Below are 17,097 nucleotides of genomic sequence, written 5' to 3'. Positions count from 1 at the left end.
TCTCACACTAGCGCGTTTCGTTTTGCCATCTCGATGAGTTCTACCAAGGATTTGGCTTTGAGTTTCTGCATGAGTCTCTTTTTATAAGTACTGACCGTCTTGTTGCTTAAAAACATACCTTTGGCAATTTCCTTGTTAGTGCGACCTTGCGCAAAAAGTTGCAGGACCATCAACTCTCGGTCATTAACTGACTTGAACAGTTCCAGCTCCTGGACATCCATGCCTTCGGCTCCGGGGCCACTCAATGCCTGGCTGGGGAAGTAGTTGTAGCCGGACAGGACAGCGCGAATGGCGCTCAGCAATTCGCTCAGGTCACCCTCCTTGCACACATAGCCTTCGGCGCCCGAGCGCATGCACCGCGTAGCAAATAGCGTTGGGCACTGGGCCGTGAGCACCAGGGTCTTCATGGAGGTGTTCATGGCATTGAATCGGCAGAGCACCTCGAGACCGTCGAGTTTCGGGATGCTGATATCCAGAATCACCAAGTCTGGAAGACACTCACGGACCATTTGTATGGCATCGCACCCGTTGTCTGTTTCGCCGACGACCTTGTAACCTTCGTGCTCCAGCAACATTCGAATAGCAAGCCGGATAACGGGGTGGTCATCGATAATAAAAACTGAGTTCATAATCACATTCCATGCAGGTGCAAATAAAGCGGGCACATTAGCTCAGAAGATAAGGGCACGGCATGAAGCGCACGAGCAGTAGATGCAAAACAGGAAAGTTCCTACAATTAAAAAGGTATACGCCTACAAGTTGATGGGTAGTCGTGACAGAGCATGTGAGCGTTTCAAACGCAATCGTGGCATGGTGATAGGCTTGAGTTTTTACGGCGGGCTTCGTAGCGTATTTCGTCGAAGAAGATGTTTAAAGTCCTACGTAGGGGGGGTAAAAGTTAAGCCGATTAACTTTTCAAGTTCGTCCTTGTTCAACGGTTTTGATAAATAGCCAAGAAGCGGAAGACTTCGTTGCGAGGCTTGTTTTGTCAGGCTCATCAGTTCTGGCGTGGGTAACCCGCTTAACAGAATAGCGCTGGTAATGAAGCGCCGACGGCTGGCGATTTCCACTAGTTCAAGTCCGGGCAGGTCGGGCAGGCATTGGTCGCACAACATCAGGTCAAAGGGATGTTCGGACTGGCTCATTGTGCGTATGGCCTGCTCTGCGTTTTCCACCGCAGTCAGTTGATCGAAGCCGAAGCTGTTGAGCAGGCATTGGGTGGCCAGAAGTTGAAACGGGTGATCCTCCACCAAAAGAATACGAAGAGAGTATCTGGGCATAGAAAGCACACAGTGAGGCAAGCGTCGATGGGGGCAGTAGAATTGCTCGGTCGGTTGGGAACGCGTGATTATTCTTCGGATGCTTGTACGAATTCGATCAGTCCGCTCTGTTCCCATCGTAGGGCAATTCGTTTCAGGGAACAGGCGGTCGGATGCAAGCGTTACTGAGGGCTGGAACGCCCAGTCATTTCCCGTGCCATTTCGGTGGCGTAGCTGTCGGTCATACCGGCAATGAAGTCGATCATTCGCAGGAACGAGGCGTGCAGTGGCCAGGCGGGGTCCGGCGCGCTGTTGCCCAGCAAATCGAGAATGCGCCGATTCTTGAACGACGGTGTTCGCCCTCCATGTTGTTCAAGGGCCGCGCCGCAGAACGCGTTCAGCAGGATTTCCAAGGTGGTGTAAGCGCCGATTTCATGCAATGTCTTGCGCTTGTCCTGGAAAATTTTCTTGCGCGCCATGTCTTTGGCATCCAGCACGCAGCGCTTTGCCGGGCCGTGCATATGCTCCACCAGGTCTCCCTGCAGCGTGCCGGCCAGCAGGGCGTCCTGCTGTTCGACAAACGCCTGCGCAGCCGCATTGGTCAGGTGCTCGATGGCTTTGCCACGCAGGATCGCCAGCTTGCGTCGGCGAGAGTCCAATGGGCCCAGCTGGCGATAGGTTTGTGGCAGGTCATCACCGACCAGGTCGAGCAACAACGACTCCACTTCGCTGTACTGCAGAAGCTCCATTTCCAGGCCATCTTCCAGGTCGATCAACGCGTAGCAGATGTCGTCGGCTGCCTCCATCAGGTAGACGAGCGGGTGACGCGCCCACCGTTGTTCCTCTAACTGGGGCAAGCCAAGCTTGTGGGCGATCTGCTCAAGAATTGGCAACTCGCTCTGGTAACAGCCGAACTTGTGTTTCTTGTAGCCCAGCGAGTCGGCGTGGCGGGCAGTCCAGGGGTATTTGAGGTACGTGCCCAAGGTGGCGTAGGTCAGCCGCGTGCCGCCGTCGAACTGGTGGTATTCAAGTTGGGTAAGTACCCGAAAGCCCTGGGCATTGCCTTCGAAGTTAAGGAAGTCATTGCGTTCGGCACTGCTCATGCCATCCAGCCAACCTCGCCCGGCGGCCTGTTGGAACCAGTGGCGAATGGCGTCTTCGCCGGAATGCCCGAATGGCGGGTTGCCGATGTCATGGGCCAGGCAGGCCGATTGCACCACCATGCCCAGGTCGCTGGGGTCGCACCAGTCGGGCAGGGCGCTGCGCAGGGTTTCGCCCACGCGCATGCCGAGTGAGCGCCCCACGCAGCTGACTTCCAGGGAGTGGGTCAAGCGTGTGTGGATATGGTCGTTGCTCGAAACCGGATGCACTTGGGTCTTGCGTCCCAGGCGCCGGAATGCACCGGAGAAAATAATGCGGTCGTGATCTTTGTGGAAGGGGCTGCGGCCCAGTTCTTCAGGGCTGTGCAGGGGTTTTCCAAGACGTTCGCGGGTTAGCAGGGTGGGCCAATCCAAGGCGCAGGCTCTCCGTAGTGTGAATGACAGTTCCAGCTTCCCGGTTCGGCCTTCAAGGGCAGGCGAATCCAGCGGTCGGCCGCGTCGGTATCAATTAACAGGCAGCGCAAAAAACCGCAATGACCAGCAGGTGTCTGGTCATTGCGGTCATCGGCTAACGAGGGTCAGCTTTTGCGCGAAGAGCCTTGCATGGCCAACTTGATCAGGGGGATCAAGCCGGCACCCAGCCGCACCAGGCGCGTGATGCTGCTGATACTGCCGCCCTTGGCGCCCTTGCCGGTAAAGAAGCCCATCAGCGTAACCGCCGCCACACCCCACAACGGCGCGTGCTTGATGCCCAGGCTGTCCTGCCAGTTGTGGCGCATGTTGCGCATTTTGTGCAGGGGCGCCATGAGTTGTTGGGACTCATGACGGATTTCCTGGCGGTGCATTTCCATGCGCAGGCGAATCAAGGCTTTGCGCATTTCCCGGCGAGAAGTATTTTGCGGGATTTCAGTCATGCTCATGGCAGCAGGCGCTCCCGGTCATTGGCCAGTTCTTCGAGCGTGGCGTGGAAGGGCGTGGACTCATCGAATACCGCCGCCTTCAAGCGCACACCGCAGAACGCAGCGGCCAGGCTGTAGAACACGCAGAGGCAGATGATGCCGGTCAGGCGATAGCCCGTGTCCCACACCAGGATCATCACCAGCGTCGACAACCCCACCAGCAACAGCAGGGCAAACACCAATGCCAGGCCGGCAAATAGCAAAAGGCTGACGGTACGGGCCTTTTGCTCTTGTAATTCAATGCCGAACAACTCGACATGACTGTGCAGCAAGCCCAGCACAGCTGCGCCCAGGCGTCGGGAAGTTGAACCGCTTGCTGAGGAATGTGCGCTCGTGGATGAGCTGGATTCGCCGATAGACATGGTTAGCGCCTTGTAGCCAATAGACCGATCAAAAAGCCTACGCCGGCAGCAATGCCGACTGACTGCCATGGGTTGGCTTGCACGTAGTCTTCGGTGGCGGTGATTGCCGCCTGGCCGCGCTCGCGCAATGAGTCTTCGGTCAGTTGCAGGGTCTCGCGGGCCTTGAGCAGGCTCTCGTGGATCTTGGTGCGCAACTCGTCAGCCTGGTCACCGGCCAGCACGGCAGTGTCGTCCAGCAGCTTTTCGGTATCGCTGACCAGGGTTTGAAAATCCTCCATCAGTATCTCTTGAGCAGTCTTTGCTGTTTTACCGGCCATGGTTATCTCCGTGGGTAGCTGATCTGTACGTGTGGTTTCGAGTCGCGCCGTGGGCTGAAGGTTCATTGCAATTGTGTGGTACAGCTTTTGCTTTGCCTTGGTGCGCAGGCCTTGGAGCCTGCGCTGAATCCGGGCGGTCGAGGTGAAAACCTTGGAAAACCTTACCCTAAATCACTTAATTTCGCGGAAAAACCCTTTCGGCAACGGCCTGTTGTGTTGATCGCTGCGCTAAAGCGGTTCACGCCCTCTGAAGAAAGGCGGAGCCGGCGGTGCCAATTTAGTGCGCTTAACCCTGGCTTGAACCGCTTTGGTGCTTTTTGCCTTGATGCAGGCCTGCCAACCTCCATGGAAAACTTGCAAAGCGCGGTGGACACCCTCGTCCACAGCTCCAATACCTTGTTCATTCTGATTGGCGCGGTCATGGTGCTGGCCATGCACGCCGGCTTTGCCTTCCTTGAAGTTGGCACCGTACGGCAGAAGAACCAAGTCAACGCCTTGTCGAAAATCCTCAGTGATTTCGCGATTTCAACGCTGGCCTATTTCTTTATAGGCTATTGGATCTCCTACGGGGTGAGCTTCCTGCAACCGGCCGCGGTGATCAGCGCCGATCATGGCTACGGCCTGGTGAAGTTTTTCTTCCTGCTGACGTTTGCCGCGGCGATTCCGGCAATTATTTCCGGCGGGATTGCCGAGCGTGCGAAGTTTGCCCCGCAACTGTGTGCCACCGCGCTGATCGTGGCGTTTATCTACCCGTTCTTCGAAGGCCTGGTATGGAACGGCAACCTTGGCCTGCAAGCATGGCTGCTCGCAACCTTTGGCGCCAGCTTCCACGACTTTGCCGGTTCCGTGGTTGTTCACGCCATGGGCGGCTGGCTGGCGCTGGCGGCGGTGTTGCTGCTGGGCCCGCGCAATGGGCGTTATCGTGAAGGGCGCCTGGTGGCGTTTGCGCCGTCGAGCATTCCTTTCCTGGCGCTGGGCTCGTGGATTCTGATCGTGGGCTGGTTCGGCTTTAACGTGATGAGCGCGCAAACCCTCAATGGCGTCAGTGGTCTGGTGGCCGTCAATTCGCTGATGGCCATGGTCGGCGGCACCGTGGCTGCCCTGGTAATTGGCCGTAATGATCCCGGTTTTCTGCACAACGGTCCGTTGGCCGGGTTGGTGGCAATCTGCGCCGGTTCCGACCTGATGCATCCGGTGGGCGCGCTGGTCACGGGCGTGGTCGCTGGCGGCTTGTTCGTGTGGTGCTTTATCGCTGCCCAGGTGCGCTGGAAGATCGACGACGTGCTGGGCGTGTGGCCGTTGCATGGCTTGTGTGGCGTGTGGGGCGGCATTGCCTGCGGCATCTTCGGGCAGGCTGCCCTGGGTGGACTGGGCGGCGTGAGCCTGATCAGCCAGTTGATCGGCACCGGGCTGGGCGTGGCGGTAGCATTTGGCGGCGGCTTGCTGGTGTACGGCGTGATCAAGCGCGTGCAAGGGCTGCGCTTGAGCCAGGAACAGGAGTATTACGGTGCGGACCTGTCGATCCACAAGATCGGCGCGGTCAGTCAGGACTGATCGGCGCGTCTTCGTCAGTGTGTGGCGGTGGGTAGAAACCGTGCAGCAGGCGATAGTGGTTGCGCCGTACTTCATTCACTCGCGCCTGCACCTGTTGGTCCGGCAGGCCCAGCAGGATCAGGGCGTGGGAGGCGAGCATCAGGCTCGACTCCAGCAACTCGGGCACCACCTCGCTGGCGCCCGCGGCCTTGAGTTCAGCCAACTGGCTGTCATCGCGTGTGCGCACCAGGATCGGCACGTCTGGGTTGATCTGCCGCGCCTCCTTGAGCACCACCAGGGCGACATCGCTGTTGTCCACCGCGATCACCGCCAACCGCGCCCGTTCCAGGCCGACGGCGCTGAGCAATGCACCACGGCGGCAGTCGCCGTAATGCACACTGCTGTCCTCGGTGGCGGCTTCCTGCACCCGTTCGGGGTCATCATCCAGGGCGATAAACGCCTGTTGTTCGCGGCGCATAAAGCGCCCGATGGACTGGCCTACCCGGCCATACCCGCAAATCACCACGTGTCCGTGCAATTGAGCGTTGAGCGCGGTGATGTGTTCCAGTTGCACTTGCTGGTTGGGCTTGCGATGCAGGCGCAGCGCGATGGCCGGTGCCGCACGTAACAGCAGCGGTGTCAGCAGCATCGAGCAGAAGGTGGCAGCCAGTAGCAGGCCGTTGAACTCATCGGGAATCAACCGGCTCTGCTGCATCTGCGCCATCAGCGCAAAACAGAACTCGCCGCCCTGGGCCAGCGCCAGACCGCTGCGCCAGGCTGTTTCGGTGTCACTGTTACGCCACTTGACCAGCGCCGCGACGACGCTGCCTTTGACCAGCATCAGCGTGAGCGTCAGGCCGAGGATCAACAGGCTGTGGCTGACGAACAACTGCAGATCGATGAGCATGCCGATGCTGACAAAAAACAGCCCCAGCAGGATGTCGCGAAACGGGCGGATATCGGCTTCGATCTGGTGTCGGTAATGACTTTCCCCCAGCAGCATGCCGGCCAGGAATGCACCGAGGGCAGGGGACAGGCCCAGCAGGTGGGTGAGCCAGGCGGTGAGCAAGACAATCACCAGCGCCAGCAGCACAAACAGTTCCGCCGAATGAGACGCGGCGACTTCACGGAACAGGCGTGGCAGCAACCAGCGGCTGGCGAACAACAGGCCCACGAACAGCACCACGGTCTTGCCCAAGGTCAGCGGCAGCGCCCAGTACCAGGCTTGGTCGCTGCTGCCGGCAAATACCGGTACCAATGTCAGCAGCAACACCGCTACGACATCCTGGAACAGCAACACGCCGATCGCATTCTGCCCATGACTGCTGAAGACTTCACCCAGGCTGGTCAACTCCTTGCTGACAATGGCGGTGGACGATAACGCCAGCCCTGCGCCCAGTAACAACGCGACGCCAGGTGCGAGGCCAAAGCTCATCAATAACGCGCCCAGCAATGCCCCGCACCCCAGCACTTGCAGGCTGCCCAGGCCAAATACCACGCTGCGCAGCGCCAACATTCTCGACAGGGAAAACTCAAGCCCCAGGGAAAACAGCAGGAACACCACACCCATCTCGGCCAGGTCCGGCAGGTCTTCGTTGTCATTGACCCAGTCCAGCGCGGTGGGGCCCACTGCCAGGCCTACGCACAGGTAGCCCAGCACGGGCGGCAGCTGCAGCCGGCGAAACAGTGCAATCACCACCAGGGATGAGGCCAGAATAATCAGCAGGTTGGCGAACACAGGCATCTCCGTTGCGGGGCGAGCGGCAAAAAGCCGCAAGAATCTCTGAATCAGTTATAGGCCATGGTGATCTGGATCAGGCTTTTTGCACCGTAGGAGCGAGCTTGCTCGCGAAAAACGTCAACGATAACGCGGGGTTCCTGAGTGAACGCGGCGCGCGGGAGTTTTTCGCGAGCAAGCTCGCTCCTACAGGGGCTTGTTGGGATTAGAATGGACGTTCGTTTCTTGTTCGAGTCTTTTCATCATGCTTCCTGAATGCCAGCTGTTCGGCACCCTGGGTTGCCATCTGTGTGAGATTGCCGAAGCCGAAGTCATGCCGCTCGTCGAGCACGGGTTGTTGGTGGAGTTGGTGGATATCGCCGATCCGGAGGACCTGACAGACGTCTACGGCCTGCGGATTCCGGTGCTTCGCCGCACGGACACCGGGGCGGAACTGGACTGGCCGTTCGACACCGCGCAGGTGGTTACCTTCCTGCGCTGAGATTTATGCGATGGCGGCTTTCCAAATATTAAGTTACTGTATATTCGTACAGCGATTGAATAGAGGGAACGCCCGTGGTGAATGTTGAACAACTTAAAAGCAGCGTCAATCGCATGTCCGCCGATGTGGTGCGTGACGCGGTGAACGAACTGCGCCTCGATGGCCTGGTCACGGAAGGCAAGACGCCGTTTAACAAAGTGCATTTCAACACCTGCTTCGCGGAAATCGAGGCGCTGTTCCAGCGCGCCGGTTATCACAAGCAGCTGGATGTGGTGGGTTATCAGGGCTTGCTCTACGCGTTGTATGACCCGGGTCGTTGGGAAGCGGTGGACGTGCTGCGCTGGCTCAAGGAGTTCACCGAGGCGGCAAGCGCCTCGCCGGTGCTGCGAGCTCAACTGGCCAAGGCCTGAGATAGGCCCTAGGCAATCGCGCGCCATGGGCGATAATGCCCGCCTGTTTTCCAGGCTTTGAGCGTCGGCATGTCCACTTCCGTTTTTTCCCCCTCCCAGCACCAAGCCAGCACCCTGTACTTGCCGCCGGGCTCCTGGGTGACGGTGCTCGATTGCCTGTGCGCACACTTTCCGGCCATCGGCCGCGAACAATGGTCGGACCGCATTGCCCGCGGCCGGGTGCTGGATGTCAATGGCAGCCCGATCAGCCTGGGCCTGGGCTACAAGGAAGGCTTGTGCATCTATTACTTTCGCGAAGTGCCCAACGAGAAAGTGATTCCGGTGCTGGAAAACATCCTGTACGCGGATGAGCACCTGGTGGTGGCGGACAAACCGCATTTCCTGCCAGTGACACCCGCTGGCGAGTACGTCGAGCACACCTTGTTGCGACGCTTGATCCGGCGCCTGGACAATCCCGCCCTGGTGCCCCTGCATCGCATCGACCGACATACGGCGGGGTTGGTGCTGTTCTCCGCCAACCCGCACAGCCGTTCGGCCTATCAGCAATTGTTTCCCACGCGACGTATCGACAAATTCTATGAAGCCATCGCTCCGGCCTTGCCGCACCTCAGCTTCCCGTTGGTGCACAAAAGCCGTTTGGTGGATGGCGAACCTTTCTTTCGCATGCAGGAAGGGCCGGGTGCCAGCAACACCGAGACGGCGGTAGAGGTGCGCGAGAAAAACGCTGATCTATGGCGCTACGGCCTGTTCCCGGTGACCGGCAAGAAGCACCAGCTGCGCGTGCATATGACGGCGCTCGGGGCGAGCATCTGTAATGACCCGTTCTACCCCGAAGTGATCAAGGATGCCGAGGACGATTACGCCAAGCCACTCAAGCTACTGGCCCAGGGCGTGCGCTTTATCGACCCGGTAAGCGGTGAACAACGCAGCTTTCGCAGCCAGATCACCCTGGACTGGTAAACCCCAGGAACAACAAGGCCCGCGCTAGGCGGGCCTTGTGTGCAAGCGCTGAGGCTTACAGGTCTTTAACGGTGCGAACCTGATCTTTATTGATACGGGTGTGCTTGCCGTCCAGTTGTTCGAATTCGTAGAAGCCCGAATCTTCATCGTACTTCGGGGTGTCGACGGCCTGGATTTCGCGACCGTCATTCAGGGTGATCACTGTTGGCGAAGCGCAACCGGCGAGGGTGGCGAGGCCCAGTGCAAGCATGAGAGCGGCGATGGTCCGTTGAGTCATGAGTTTGTCTCCGAGAGAATACTTTTAAATTGCTGACCTTGTGACGTACGGGACGCCGGCAAAGTTCCTTGTGCAGGGTTCATTCTGACATGCCAGCCCCGGGGTGCAACAGCTCGGGCGTATTAAGATTGGCCAGGCGCGGGTCATCGGCCGGACATTCCAGCGCCACGGCACCCAGTTGCAGCCACAGCTTGCGCGGGCTGCGCTCCCCCGCTTGCCACGCCTGTTCCACCTGGTTTTTCAGGCGAGTGGGGATGACGCACAGCAAGGGTTCCCAGAAGTCACCCTGGCGCACCATCACCGGTAGCTGCCGATTGCGTCGTGCGGTCGCACGCAGGTCGGCGAGCAGTCGCGCATCGATCTGCGGCACATCGCAAGGCAATATCAGCAGATGCTCATGGCGTGCGGCGAAGAGTCCTGCACGGATACCTGCCAGCGGGCCGGGGAAGCCCGGGTTGTCATCGCTCACCTGTTGGTCGGCATAGAGCGCGTAGCGTTCATGGTTGCGGTTGCACGAGATGATCAGGTCATCGGTGAGCGGCCGGGCCAACTGGTGCAGGTGGGCGATCAAGGGCTGGCCTTGCCATTCCAGCAGCCCTTTGTCCTGCCCGCCCATGCGTTGGCCGCGACCACCGGCCAGCAACAGGATCGAACACGGCAGGGAAGAAAATTCAAACGTCATGGTGGTTGCGCTGCGGCAGGGAAACAGGGGCCTGTGATATAACATCGGGCTGTTCCTTCGACAACCGGACCGTGCCATGAAAGCCAAGGCCGATGCGCCCTTTGTACCCCTGAATATTGCTGTATTGACGGTCAGCGACACCCGCACCCTGGAGACCGACACCTCCGGCCAGGTCTTCGTCGATCGTCTTGCCGCCGCCGGCCACCGCCTGGCCGAGCGCGTGCTGCTCAAGGACGACCTTTACAAGATTCGCGCCCAGGTGGCCCACTGGATCGCCGAAGACGTGGTGCAGGTGGTGCTGATTACCGGCGGCACCGGCTTCACCGGTCGCGACAGTACCCCTGAAGCGGTGAGCTGCCTGCTCGACAAGCAGGTCGATGGTTTTGGCGAGCTGTTCCGCCAGATCTCCGTGGCCGATATCGGCACCTCCACCGTGCAATCGCGCGCCTTGGCGGGGTTGGCCAATGGCACTCTTGTGTGCTGCCTGCCAGGGTCCACCAATGCCGTGCGCACCGGTTGGGACGGCATCCTCGCCGAGCAGTTGGATAACCGTCACCGCCCGTGCAACTTCGTCCCGCATCTGAAGCAGGCCGAACCTTGTGAATCCCGTGGATAAGCCCGGCAAGACCGGCGCCCTGATGCCGGTGGAAGCAGCCCTGCAGCGTTTGCTCGACATGGCCGCCGCCGCGCCGATCCGCGAGCAGGAAGTACTGCCCCTGGCTGAGTGTGATGGCCGGGTATTGGCCCTGGACCTGATCTCCACACTCGACCTGCCACCGTGGCCCAACAGTGCCATGGACGGCTACGCCGTGTGCCTGGCGGACTGGACCGGCGAACCCTTGGTGGTGAGCCAGCGGATTTTCGCCGGCACTGCCCCTGAACCCTTGGCGGCCGGCACCTGTGCACGCATCTTTACCGGCGCGCCGGTGCCCCAAGGCGCTGACTGCGTGCAGATGCAGGAAAACGCCGTGGTGCATACCGACCAGCGCGTGAGTTTCACCGAGCCATTGCAGATGGGCGACAACATCCGGCCTCAGGGCCAAGAGACCACGGTCGGCGAGACCGTACTCAGTGCCGGCACCCGCCTGGGCCCTATCGAACTCGGTTTGGCCGCGTCTCTTGGACGTGATCGACTCGAGGTGGTGCGGCGCGTACGCGTGGCCGTGTTGTCGACCGGCGACGAACTGATCGAGCCAGGGTTGCCGCTCGGCCCTGGGCAGATCTACAACAGCAACCGTCGCGTGCTGTGCAGCTGGCTGGTGCGCATGGGCTGCGAAGTGATCGATGCCGGGATTCTACCGGATGATCTGGAACAGACCCGCGCGCGCCTGGCGGGGCTGGGCAGCGTTGACCTGATCCTCTCGACCGGCGGTGTGTCGGTGGGCGAAGCGGACTTCCTCGGCATTGCCTTACGGGAAGAGGGTGAGCTGGCGCTGTGGAAGCTGGCGATCAAACCGGGCAAGCCGCTGACCTTCGGGCATTTTCGTGGCGTGCCGGTGATCGGCCTGCCGGGAAACCCGGCCTCGACCCTGGTGACTTTTGCGCTGCTGGCGCGCCCGTATCTGCTGCGCCGTCAAGGGGTGCAGGAGGTGCAGCCGCTGCGCTTCGAAGTGCCGGCAGGGTTCGTCTGGCCCAAGCCCGGCAACCGCCGCGAGTACCTGCGCGGGCGGATCGAACAGGGCAAGGCTATCATCTACCGCAACCAAAGCTCCGGGGTGCTGCGCAGTGCGGCGTGGGCTGAAGGCTTTGTGGAGGTGATGGAAGGGACCACGCTGGCCATCGGCGACCGGGTCAACTTCATTCCTTTGAGCGAAGTCCTTAACTGACCACGCGCTAAAAATGTGGGAGCTGGTTGGCCTGCGATAGCCATAGGTATTTACACAACCTCTGAACGACGCAAAACCTGTGGCGAGGGAGCTCGCTCCCGTGACGACCGACCAGCCGACGCTTATTTACCTGCCGCCCCGCGCTCCCACATTTGGATCGTGGTGCGTCAGGGAGATTTGCGTCGGTTGGTAGGCCGTCACGGGAGCAAGCTCCCTCGCCACAGATCCAGCGTCGCGCCGAAGTTGTGTAGGTACCGATGGCTATCGCAGCCAAGCCGGCTCCCACATTTGGATGTGTATGTGCCCTGTGAGCAATCAGTAATCGTCACCCTGCTCAGTGACATCCCGCTCCACCGGCCCCGCCTCCGGGTCGTAGCCGGCCGGGAACTTGCCCTTCAACGTCCAGGCAAACGCAATGATCTCGGCAATCGTGCGGTACAACTCTTCCGGAATGCTGTCCCCCAGTTCCATGCGCGCCAGCAGCTTCACCAACTCGGCGTTTTCATAGATCGGTACTTCATTCTCCCGTGCCAGCTTGAGGATGGCTTCGGCCAGGGCATCATCGCCTTTGGCTGTCAGGGTAGGGGCCTGTTGGCCGTCGTACTTGAGGGCGATGGCCTGGCGGGGCGGGTCGGCGTTTTTCATGCGGTTTCGTCCACCCAGCGTTGCTCCAGTCCGGTTTTTGGCCCGCGTGGCGGGGTGCCTAGGTGGCAATCCAGGTCGCCGACGTTGAGCCCGGATGAGACCAGGCGCTCACGCAGGCTGCCCAAGTGGCTTTCGATCAGGCTGGCCGTGAAAGGGCGGCTGGCCCATAGCTGGCTGGACAGTTTGCCTTGAGACAGCTGCGCCTGAACTTGCAACGGCCCCAGCGGCTCCATGTCAAAGGCCAGTTCGACGCGCCAAAGCATTTGTTTCGGATCTTTTTTATCCTTGCGCTCGGGCTGGTCCTTGTCTGGCGCGGGCTCCTCGCGTTGGAATTTGACCTGCAGCGGCACGATGTCTTGCAGGGTGCGCATGGGGATCTCTAACTGCCAGGTCGTTTGCAGGCGGCCGTCGGCGGTGGTGCCGGTCTGTTCCAGGCTCGACAGTTGATGGCTCTGCAAGCGCGAGATCGCCCCGGCGGCCAGGCGTAGCAGGCTTTCCAGGTCGCCTTCACCTTCCAGTTTTGCCATGAGCCGCTCGGGCAGCGGGAAGCCGGCGGGTATCTGCCGGGCGCCGACCTGGCCGAGGGTGTTCAGCGGGCTGCGCACAAAGTGCGGCAACACCTGGGCCAGGGTATTGGCGGCGAGGATCGCATTCAGGTTGGTGCTGGCGGGCAGGGCGGGCAGCAGGTCTGCGACCAGGCGTAACAGCGCGCCTTTCATGTCCAACGGTGGGATTTGCGGGTTCTGGCCGGCGAGCAGTTTGGCTTCCAGAAAGGCGCCGCTGTTCTGCACCACCTGGGCCAGCACCTTGGGATTGCTGACCTGTGCCAGATCGGGCAAGGCCGCCAACAATCGCTCGGCGGCGGCCCGCAGCTCGGCCGATGTGCTGTCGCCACGGGGCAGGTTTTGCAAGGCGGTGAACACCGCATCCAGCGAGCCTTGGCGACTTTGCTGAATGGCAAGTTGCTGCGTCACGGCCAGTTGGTCCTTCAGGCCGCTTAGCGGTACGAAGTTCAGGGTCTGCGCGTTCTGCACCACAGCACTGAGCAAGCTGCCCACCCTTAGCGGTTGAGGGCTTTCCAAGGTCAGGGTGGCACCGGCCAGGGCGTTATTGAGCACACTCACCAGCGAGCGATAGATCGCCGGTTGCGCCGTGCCCTGGGGTAGCATCTGCGTGGTCAGCACCTTGGCTTGCAACAACGTACCTACCGGCATTTGGTTAGTGTCGAGGCGAGTGAGAGCGGCCACGTTGGCACTCATGGCTTGCTGCAAGGTAAGGGCCAGGTTGCCCGCAGGCGTCTGGCTCACCGCCACATTGCTGCCTAGAGGCAAGGGCTGGGCACTGCTGGCCTGCACCAGCGCCTGGCGACCGCCTTCGAGGGTCAGTTTGAGCAGTAACTGAAAGGCCTCGCCGCCTTGTTTAAGCGCGATGACCTCAGCGTTCACGGTTTTCCCCGGGTCGATCAACCCGGCCTGCGGCTCCAGCAGTTTGAGCAATGCGCCGGCTCCAGGCAGCGGAGTGGGCCCGGGTGCGGAGGTTGGCGGCAGTGGAGGAAGGTTGATCTCGCCGGTCATCGTGCGCATCGTCTCTGGGGAAATTGCCCTCTTTAGAGTAGGGCATCGCATGTATAATGCCGCCCGTCTGCAAAGAGAGCGGTAAAAACCTCACAACTATTTGATCCAGCTCTCTAAAATCGGTCGCCAAAGCCGTTATTGTGCATCTCTCTATAACGGCCGCTGCACCGCCGACTTGAACCGTAAAGGCCCGCGATCTTTTGACCAGCCCTCTTCTTGAAGCCGTAGCGCTTGCCTGTGAACGCGACCTGCGCCTGCTGTTCGAGCAACTCGACCTGCGGCTGACGGGTGGGGACATGGTGCAAATCAGTGGCCCCAATGGCAGCGGCAAGACCAGCCTGCTGCGCCTGCTGGCCGGGCTGATGCAGCCGACGGCCGGCGTGGTGCATCTCAACGGCAAGCCCTTGAACGAACAGCGTAGCGAGCTGGCGCGCAACCTGATCTGGATCGGCCACGCCGCCGGCATCAAAGACGTACTCACTGCTGAAGAAAACCTCAGTTGGCTCAGCGCCCTGCATCATCCTGCTTCCCGTGACGCCATCTGGCAGGCCCTGGCCGCGGTGGGCCTCAAGGGCTTTGAGGACGTTCCCTGCCACACCCTGTCCGCCGGCCAGCAGCGCCGCGTGGCCTTGGCCCGCTTGTACTTGCCCAGCCCGCCGTTGTGGATTCTCGACGAACCTTTCACCGCCCTCGACAAACAAGGCGTGGTTCAACTCGAAGCACACCTGGCCCAGCACTGCGAGCAAGGCGGCCTGGTGGTGCTCACCACCCACCACACCTTGGCGCGTATGCCTGCTGGCTACCGTGAGCTGGACCTGGGGCGGTGGTCGCTATGAGTGTGTTCGCCCTGTTGGTCGCCCGCGAAGCCCGGCTGTTGTGCCGTCGCCCCGCCGAACTGGCCAACCCGCTGGTGTTCTTTGCCATCGTGATCGCGCTGTTCCCGCTGGCGGTTGGCCCGGAGACTAAACTGTTGCAAACCTTGTCCCCAGGACTGGTGTGGGTCGCCGCGCTTTTATCGGTTCTGCTCTCGCTGGACGGGCTGTTTCGCAGTGATTTCGAAGACGGTTCCCTGGAGCAGTGGGTCCTTTCGTCGCACCCGTTGCCACTTCTGGTACTAGCCAAGGTGCTGGCACACTGGGTTTTTTCCGGCTTGGCGCTAGTCTTGCTCTCGCCACTGCTTGCCATGATGCTTGGGTTGCCCGTTGAATGCCTGCCGGTGCTGCTCCTGTCTTTGTTACTCGGCACGCCGGTGCTCAGCCTGTTGGGGGCGGTGGGCGCAGCGTTGACCGTCGGCTTGAAACGGGGCGGGCTGTTGCTGGCGCTGTTGATTCTGCCTCTGTATATCCCGGTGTTGATCCTGGGGAGTGGCGCGTTGCAAGCCGCGCTCATGGGCATGCCGGCGACCGGTTATCTCTTGTGGCTGGGTAGCCTGGCCGCCCTGGCGGTAACCCTGACACCTTTTGCTATAGCCGCCGGCCTGAAAATCAGCGTTGGTGAATAATGAGGTCTGACCCGGCGTCAATGACGCTGAGTCAGTAAAGACCCTGAGCTTTTCGCCACGACGAAAAGCACCGTGATGGAAACAGCAATGAACTGGACCTGGTTTCACAAGCTCGGCTCGCCCAAATGGTTTTATGGCATCAGTGGCAAGCTGCTGCCGTGGTTGAGTATCGCCGCCATCCTGCTGATCGGCACCGGCCTGGTCTGGGGCCTGGCCTTTGCGCCGCCGGACTATCAGCAAGGCAACAGCTTTCGCATCATCTATATCCACGTACCTGCCGCGATGCTGGCCCAGTCCTGCTATGTGATGCTGGCGGTGTGCGGTGTCGTCGGCCTGGTATGGAAGATGAAGCTGGCCGATGTAGCCCTGCAATGCGCCGCGCCCATCGGTGCGTGGATGACCGCCGTGGCGCTGGTGACCGGTGCGATCTGGGGCAAGCCGACCTGGGGCTCATGGTGGGTGTGGGATGCGCGCCTGACCTCGATGCTGATCCTGCTGTTCCTGTATTTCGGCCTGATTGCCTTGGGCAACGCCATCAGCAACCGTGACAGCGCCGCCAAGGCTTGCGCGGTGCTGGCGATTGTCGGCGTGATCAACATCCCGATCATCAAGTACTCGGTGGAGTGGTGGAACACCCTGCACCAGGGCGCCACCTTCACCCTCACCGAAAAACCGGCGATGCCCGTGGAAATGTGGGCGCCGTTGCTGCTGATGGTGCTGGGCTTCTACTGTTTCTTCGGCGCCGTATTGCTGCTGCGCATGCGCCTTGAAGTGCTCAAGCGTGAAGCCCGTACCAGTTGGGTAAAGGCCGAAGTGCAAAGCTGCCTGGGAGCACGTGGATGAGTTTTGCTTCTTTCAGTGATTTTCTCGCCATGGGCCACCACGGCCTGTATGTCTGGACGGCCTATGGCATCTGCCTGGCGGTGCTGGCCCTCAACGTCGCCGCGCCGATCCTGGCCCGCAAGCGTTACCTGCAACAAGAGGCGCGACGTCTGCGCCGGGAGACCGAAAAGTGAATCCGCTGCGTAGAAAGCGTCTGTTGATCATCCTTGCCATCCTGGCCGGCGTCGGCATTGCCGTGACCCTGGCCCTGAGCGCCCTGCAGCAGAACATCAACCTGTTCTACACGCCCACCCAGATCGCCAATGGCGAGGCACCGGTCGATACGCGCATCCGCGCTGGCGGCATGGTAGAGCAGGGCTCGTTGAAGCGTTCCGGCGATTCGTTGGACGTGACCTTCGTCGTCACCGATTTCAACAAGGCCGTGACCATCACCTATCGCGGCATCCTCCCGGACCTGTTCCGGGAAGGCCAGGGCATTGTCGCCCTGGGCAAGCTCAACGCCGATGGCGTGGTAGTGGCTGACGAAGTGCTGGCCAAGCACGATGAAAAATACATGCCGCCCGAGGTCACCAAAGCCTTGAAAGACAGCGGCCAAACCGCTCCCGCCACCCCAGTCAAGGAGGGCTGAGC

General features: G+C 60.6%; 22 protein-coding genes. 11 read left to right on the top strand and 11 right to left on the bottom strand.

Features of this window, described 5'->3' with window-relative positions:
- Nucleotides 1-2 precede the first annotated feature (2 nt).
- The 6 genes from BT204_RS20995 to BT204_RS20970 all read right to left on the bottom strand — a co-directional run bounded on the left by BT204_RS20995 (nt 3) and on the right by BT204_RS20970 (nt 3,997).
- The gene (locus tag BT204_RS20995) at nt 3-629 is read right to left on the bottom strand and encodes a response regulator transcription factor (RefSeq protein WP_034127160.1); all 627 of its coding nucleotides are present in this window, start codon (nt 627-629) and stop codon (nt 3-5) included.
- Between the two features lie 249 nt (nt 630-878).
- A complete protein-coding gene (locus BT204_RS20990; RefSeq protein WP_034127161.1) occupies nt 879-1,280 on the bottom strand; it encodes a response regulator in 402 nt (133 codons plus the stop codon).
- 161 nt (nt 1,281-1,441) lie between these two features.
- Nucleotides 1,442-2,773 (bottom strand): deoxyguanosinetriphosphate triphosphohydrolase, encoded by a 1,332-nt coding sequence (locus tag BT204_RS20985; protein WP_034127162.1) that lies wholly within the window; start codon nt 2,771-2,773, stop codon nt 1,442-1,444.
- A gap of 164 nt (nt 2,774-2,937) precedes the next feature.
- The gene (locus BT204_RS20980) at nt 2,938-3,279 is read right to left on the bottom strand and encodes a hypothetical protein (RefSeq protein WP_034127163.1); all 342 of its coding nucleotides are present in this window, start codon (nt 3,277-3,279) and stop codon (nt 2,938-2,940) included.
- Entirely contained in the window at nt 3,276-3,680 is a 405-nt protein-coding gene (locus tag BT204_RS20975) for a phage holin family protein (RefSeq protein ID WP_005786473.1), read from the bottom strand. The genes BT204_RS20980 and BT204_RS20975 overlap by 4 nt, the downstream gene beginning before the upstream one ends.
- Nucleotides 3,681-3,682: 2 nt before the next feature.
- Nucleotides 3,683-3,997: an ElaB/YgaM/YqjD family protein gene (locus tag BT204_RS20970; protein ID WP_003189926.1), complete on the bottom strand. Its 315-nt coding sequence runs from the start codon at nt 3,995-3,997 to the stop codon at nt 3,683-3,685.
- Nucleotides 3,998-4,342: 345 nt separating this feature from the next.
- Here BT204_RS20970 and BT204_RS20965 point away from each other — a divergent pair, with 345 nt between their 5' ends.
- Nucleotides 4,343-5,551: an ammonium transporter gene (locus tag BT204_RS20965; protein ID WP_034127164.1), complete on the top strand. Its 1,209-nt coding sequence runs from the start codon at nt 4,343-4,345 to the stop codon at nt 5,549-5,551.
- On the opposite strand, the gene BT204_RS20960 is transcribed toward BT204_RS20965, so the two are convergent.
- Entirely contained in the window at nt 5,538-7,274 is a 1,737-nt protein-coding gene (locus BT204_RS20960; protein WP_034127165.1) for a cation:proton antiporter, read from the bottom strand. The two genes, BT204_RS20965 and BT204_RS20960, sit on opposite strands and share 14 nt — an antisense overlap.
- A gap of 238 nt (nt 7,275-7,512) precedes the next feature.
- Here BT204_RS20960 and BT204_RS20955 point away from each other — a divergent pair, with 238 nt between their 5' ends.
- The 3 genes from BT204_RS20955 (at nt 7,513) to BT204_RS20945 (ending at nt 9,119) form a co-directional block, all read left to right on the top strand.
- Complete coding sequence (locus tag BT204_RS20955; protein ID WP_034127166.1) at nt 7,513-7,749, top strand: glutaredoxin family protein; 237 nt, start codon at nt 7,513-7,515, stop codon at nt 7,747-7,749.
- Between the two features lie 74 nt (nt 7,750-7,823).
- On the top strand, nt 7,824-8,159 hold the full coding sequence (locus BT204_RS20950) for a hypothetical protein (RefSeq protein WP_003189932.1): 336 nt from the start codon (nt 7,824-7,826) through the stop codon (nt 8,157-8,159).
- Nucleotides 8,160-8,228: 69 nt separating this feature from the next.
- Complete coding sequence (locus BT204_RS20945) at nt 8,229-9,119, top strand: pseudouridine synthase (RefSeq protein WP_072448159.1); 891 nt, start codon at nt 8,229-8,231, stop codon at nt 9,117-9,119.
- Between the two features lie 55 nt (nt 9,120-9,174).
- Here the strand turns inward: BT204_RS20945 and BT204_RS20940 are convergent, their stop codons facing one another.
- Together BT204_RS20940 and mobA are read right to left on the bottom strand one after the other, a co-directional pair.
- Nucleotides 9,175-9,396, bottom strand: coding sequence for a YgdI/YgdR family lipoprotein (locus BT204_RS20940; RefSeq protein ID WP_003189935.1), 222 nt, complete (start codon nt 9,394-9,396; stop codon nt 9,175-9,177).
- 79 nt (nt 9,397-9,475) lie between these two features.
- A complete protein-coding gene (mobA, locus tag BT204_RS20935; protein ID WP_057976736.1) occupies nt 9,476-10,078 on the bottom strand; it encodes a molybdenum cofactor guanylyltransferase MobA in 603 nt (200 codons plus the stop codon).
- 76 nt (nt 10,079-10,154) lie between these two features.
- On the opposite strand from mobA, the gene moaB reads away from it, so the two are divergent.
- Together moaB and glp are read left to right on the top strand one after the other, a co-directional pair.
- On the top strand, nt 10,155-10,694 hold the full coding sequence (gene moaB / locus BT204_RS20930) for a molybdenum cofactor biosynthesis protein B (RefSeq protein ID WP_057976686.1): 540 nt from the start codon (nt 10,155-10,157) through the stop codon (nt 10,692-10,694).
- Complete coding sequence (gene glp, locus BT204_RS20925) at nt 10,678-11,904, top strand: molybdopterin molybdotransferase MoeA (protein WP_072448157.1); 1,227 nt, start codon at nt 10,678-10,680, stop codon at nt 11,902-11,904. The genes moaB and glp overlap by 17 nt, the downstream gene beginning before the upstream one ends.
- 315 nt (nt 11,905-12,219) lie before the next feature.
- Here glp and BT204_RS20920 read toward each other — a convergent pair whose 3' ends face one another.
- Both BT204_RS20920 and BT204_RS20915 read right to left on the bottom strand, forming a co-directional pair.
- On the bottom strand, nt 12,220-12,549 hold the full coding sequence (locus BT204_RS20920) for an EscU/YscU/HrcU family type III secretion system export apparatus switch protein (protein WP_034127170.1): 330 nt from the start codon (nt 12,547-12,549) through the stop codon (nt 12,220-12,222).
- Nucleotides 12,546-14,123: a flagellar hook-length control protein FliK gene (locus BT204_RS20915; RefSeq protein WP_072448197.1), complete on the bottom strand. Its 1,578-nt coding sequence runs from the start codon at nt 14,121-14,123 to the stop codon at nt 12,546-12,548. Before BT204_RS20915 ends, BT204_RS20920 begins: the two co-directional genes overlap by 4 nt.
- Nucleotides 14,124-14,323: 200 nt before the next feature.
- Here BT204_RS20915 and ccmA point away from each other — a divergent pair, with 200 nt between their 5' ends.
- From ccmA to ccmE, 5 genes are all read left to right on the top strand, one after another.
- Nucleotides 14,324-14,959, top strand: coding sequence for a cytochrome c biogenesis heme-transporting ATPase CcmA (gene ccmA / locus BT204_RS20910; protein WP_057976690.1), 636 nt, complete (start codon nt 14,324-14,326; stop codon nt 14,957-14,959).
- Complete coding sequence (gene ccmB / locus BT204_RS20905) at nt 14,956-15,624, top strand: heme exporter protein CcmB (RefSeq protein WP_054920124.1); 669 nt, start codon at nt 14,956-14,958, stop codon at nt 15,622-15,624. Before ccmA ends, ccmB begins: the two co-directional genes overlap by 4 nt.
- An 87-nt stretch (nt 15,625-15,711) precedes the next feature.
- The gene (locus BT204_RS20900) at nt 15,712-16,467 is read left to right on the top strand and encodes a heme ABC transporter permease (RefSeq protein WP_072448155.1); all 756 of its coding nucleotides are present in this window, start codon (nt 15,712-15,714) and stop codon (nt 16,465-16,467) included.
- Nucleotides 16,464-16,640 carry a heme exporter protein CcmD gene (gene ccmD, locus BT204_RS20895; RefSeq protein ID WP_003172771.1) on the top strand — a complete coding sequence of 59 codons (177 nt, stop codon included), beginning with the start codon at nt 16,464-16,466 and terminating at the stop codon, nt 16,638-16,640. The genes BT204_RS20900 and ccmD overlap by 4 nt, the downstream gene beginning before the upstream one ends.
- Complete coding sequence (gene ccmE, locus BT204_RS20890) at nt 16,637-17,095, top strand: cytochrome c maturation protein CcmE (RefSeq protein WP_014717703.1); 459 nt, start codon at nt 16,637-16,639, stop codon at nt 17,093-17,095. The genes ccmD and ccmE overlap by 4 nt, the downstream gene beginning before the upstream one ends.
- Nucleotides 17,096-17,097: the final 2 nt, after the last annotated feature.

This window comes from Pseudomonas sp. NFPP02, from assembly GCF_900119355.1.
GTDB lineage: Bacteria > Pseudomonadota > Gammaproteobacteria > Pseudomonadales > Pseudomonadaceae > Aquipseudomonas > Aquipseudomonas paracarnis.
This window is presented reverse-complemented; position numbering and strand designations above follow the sequence as displayed.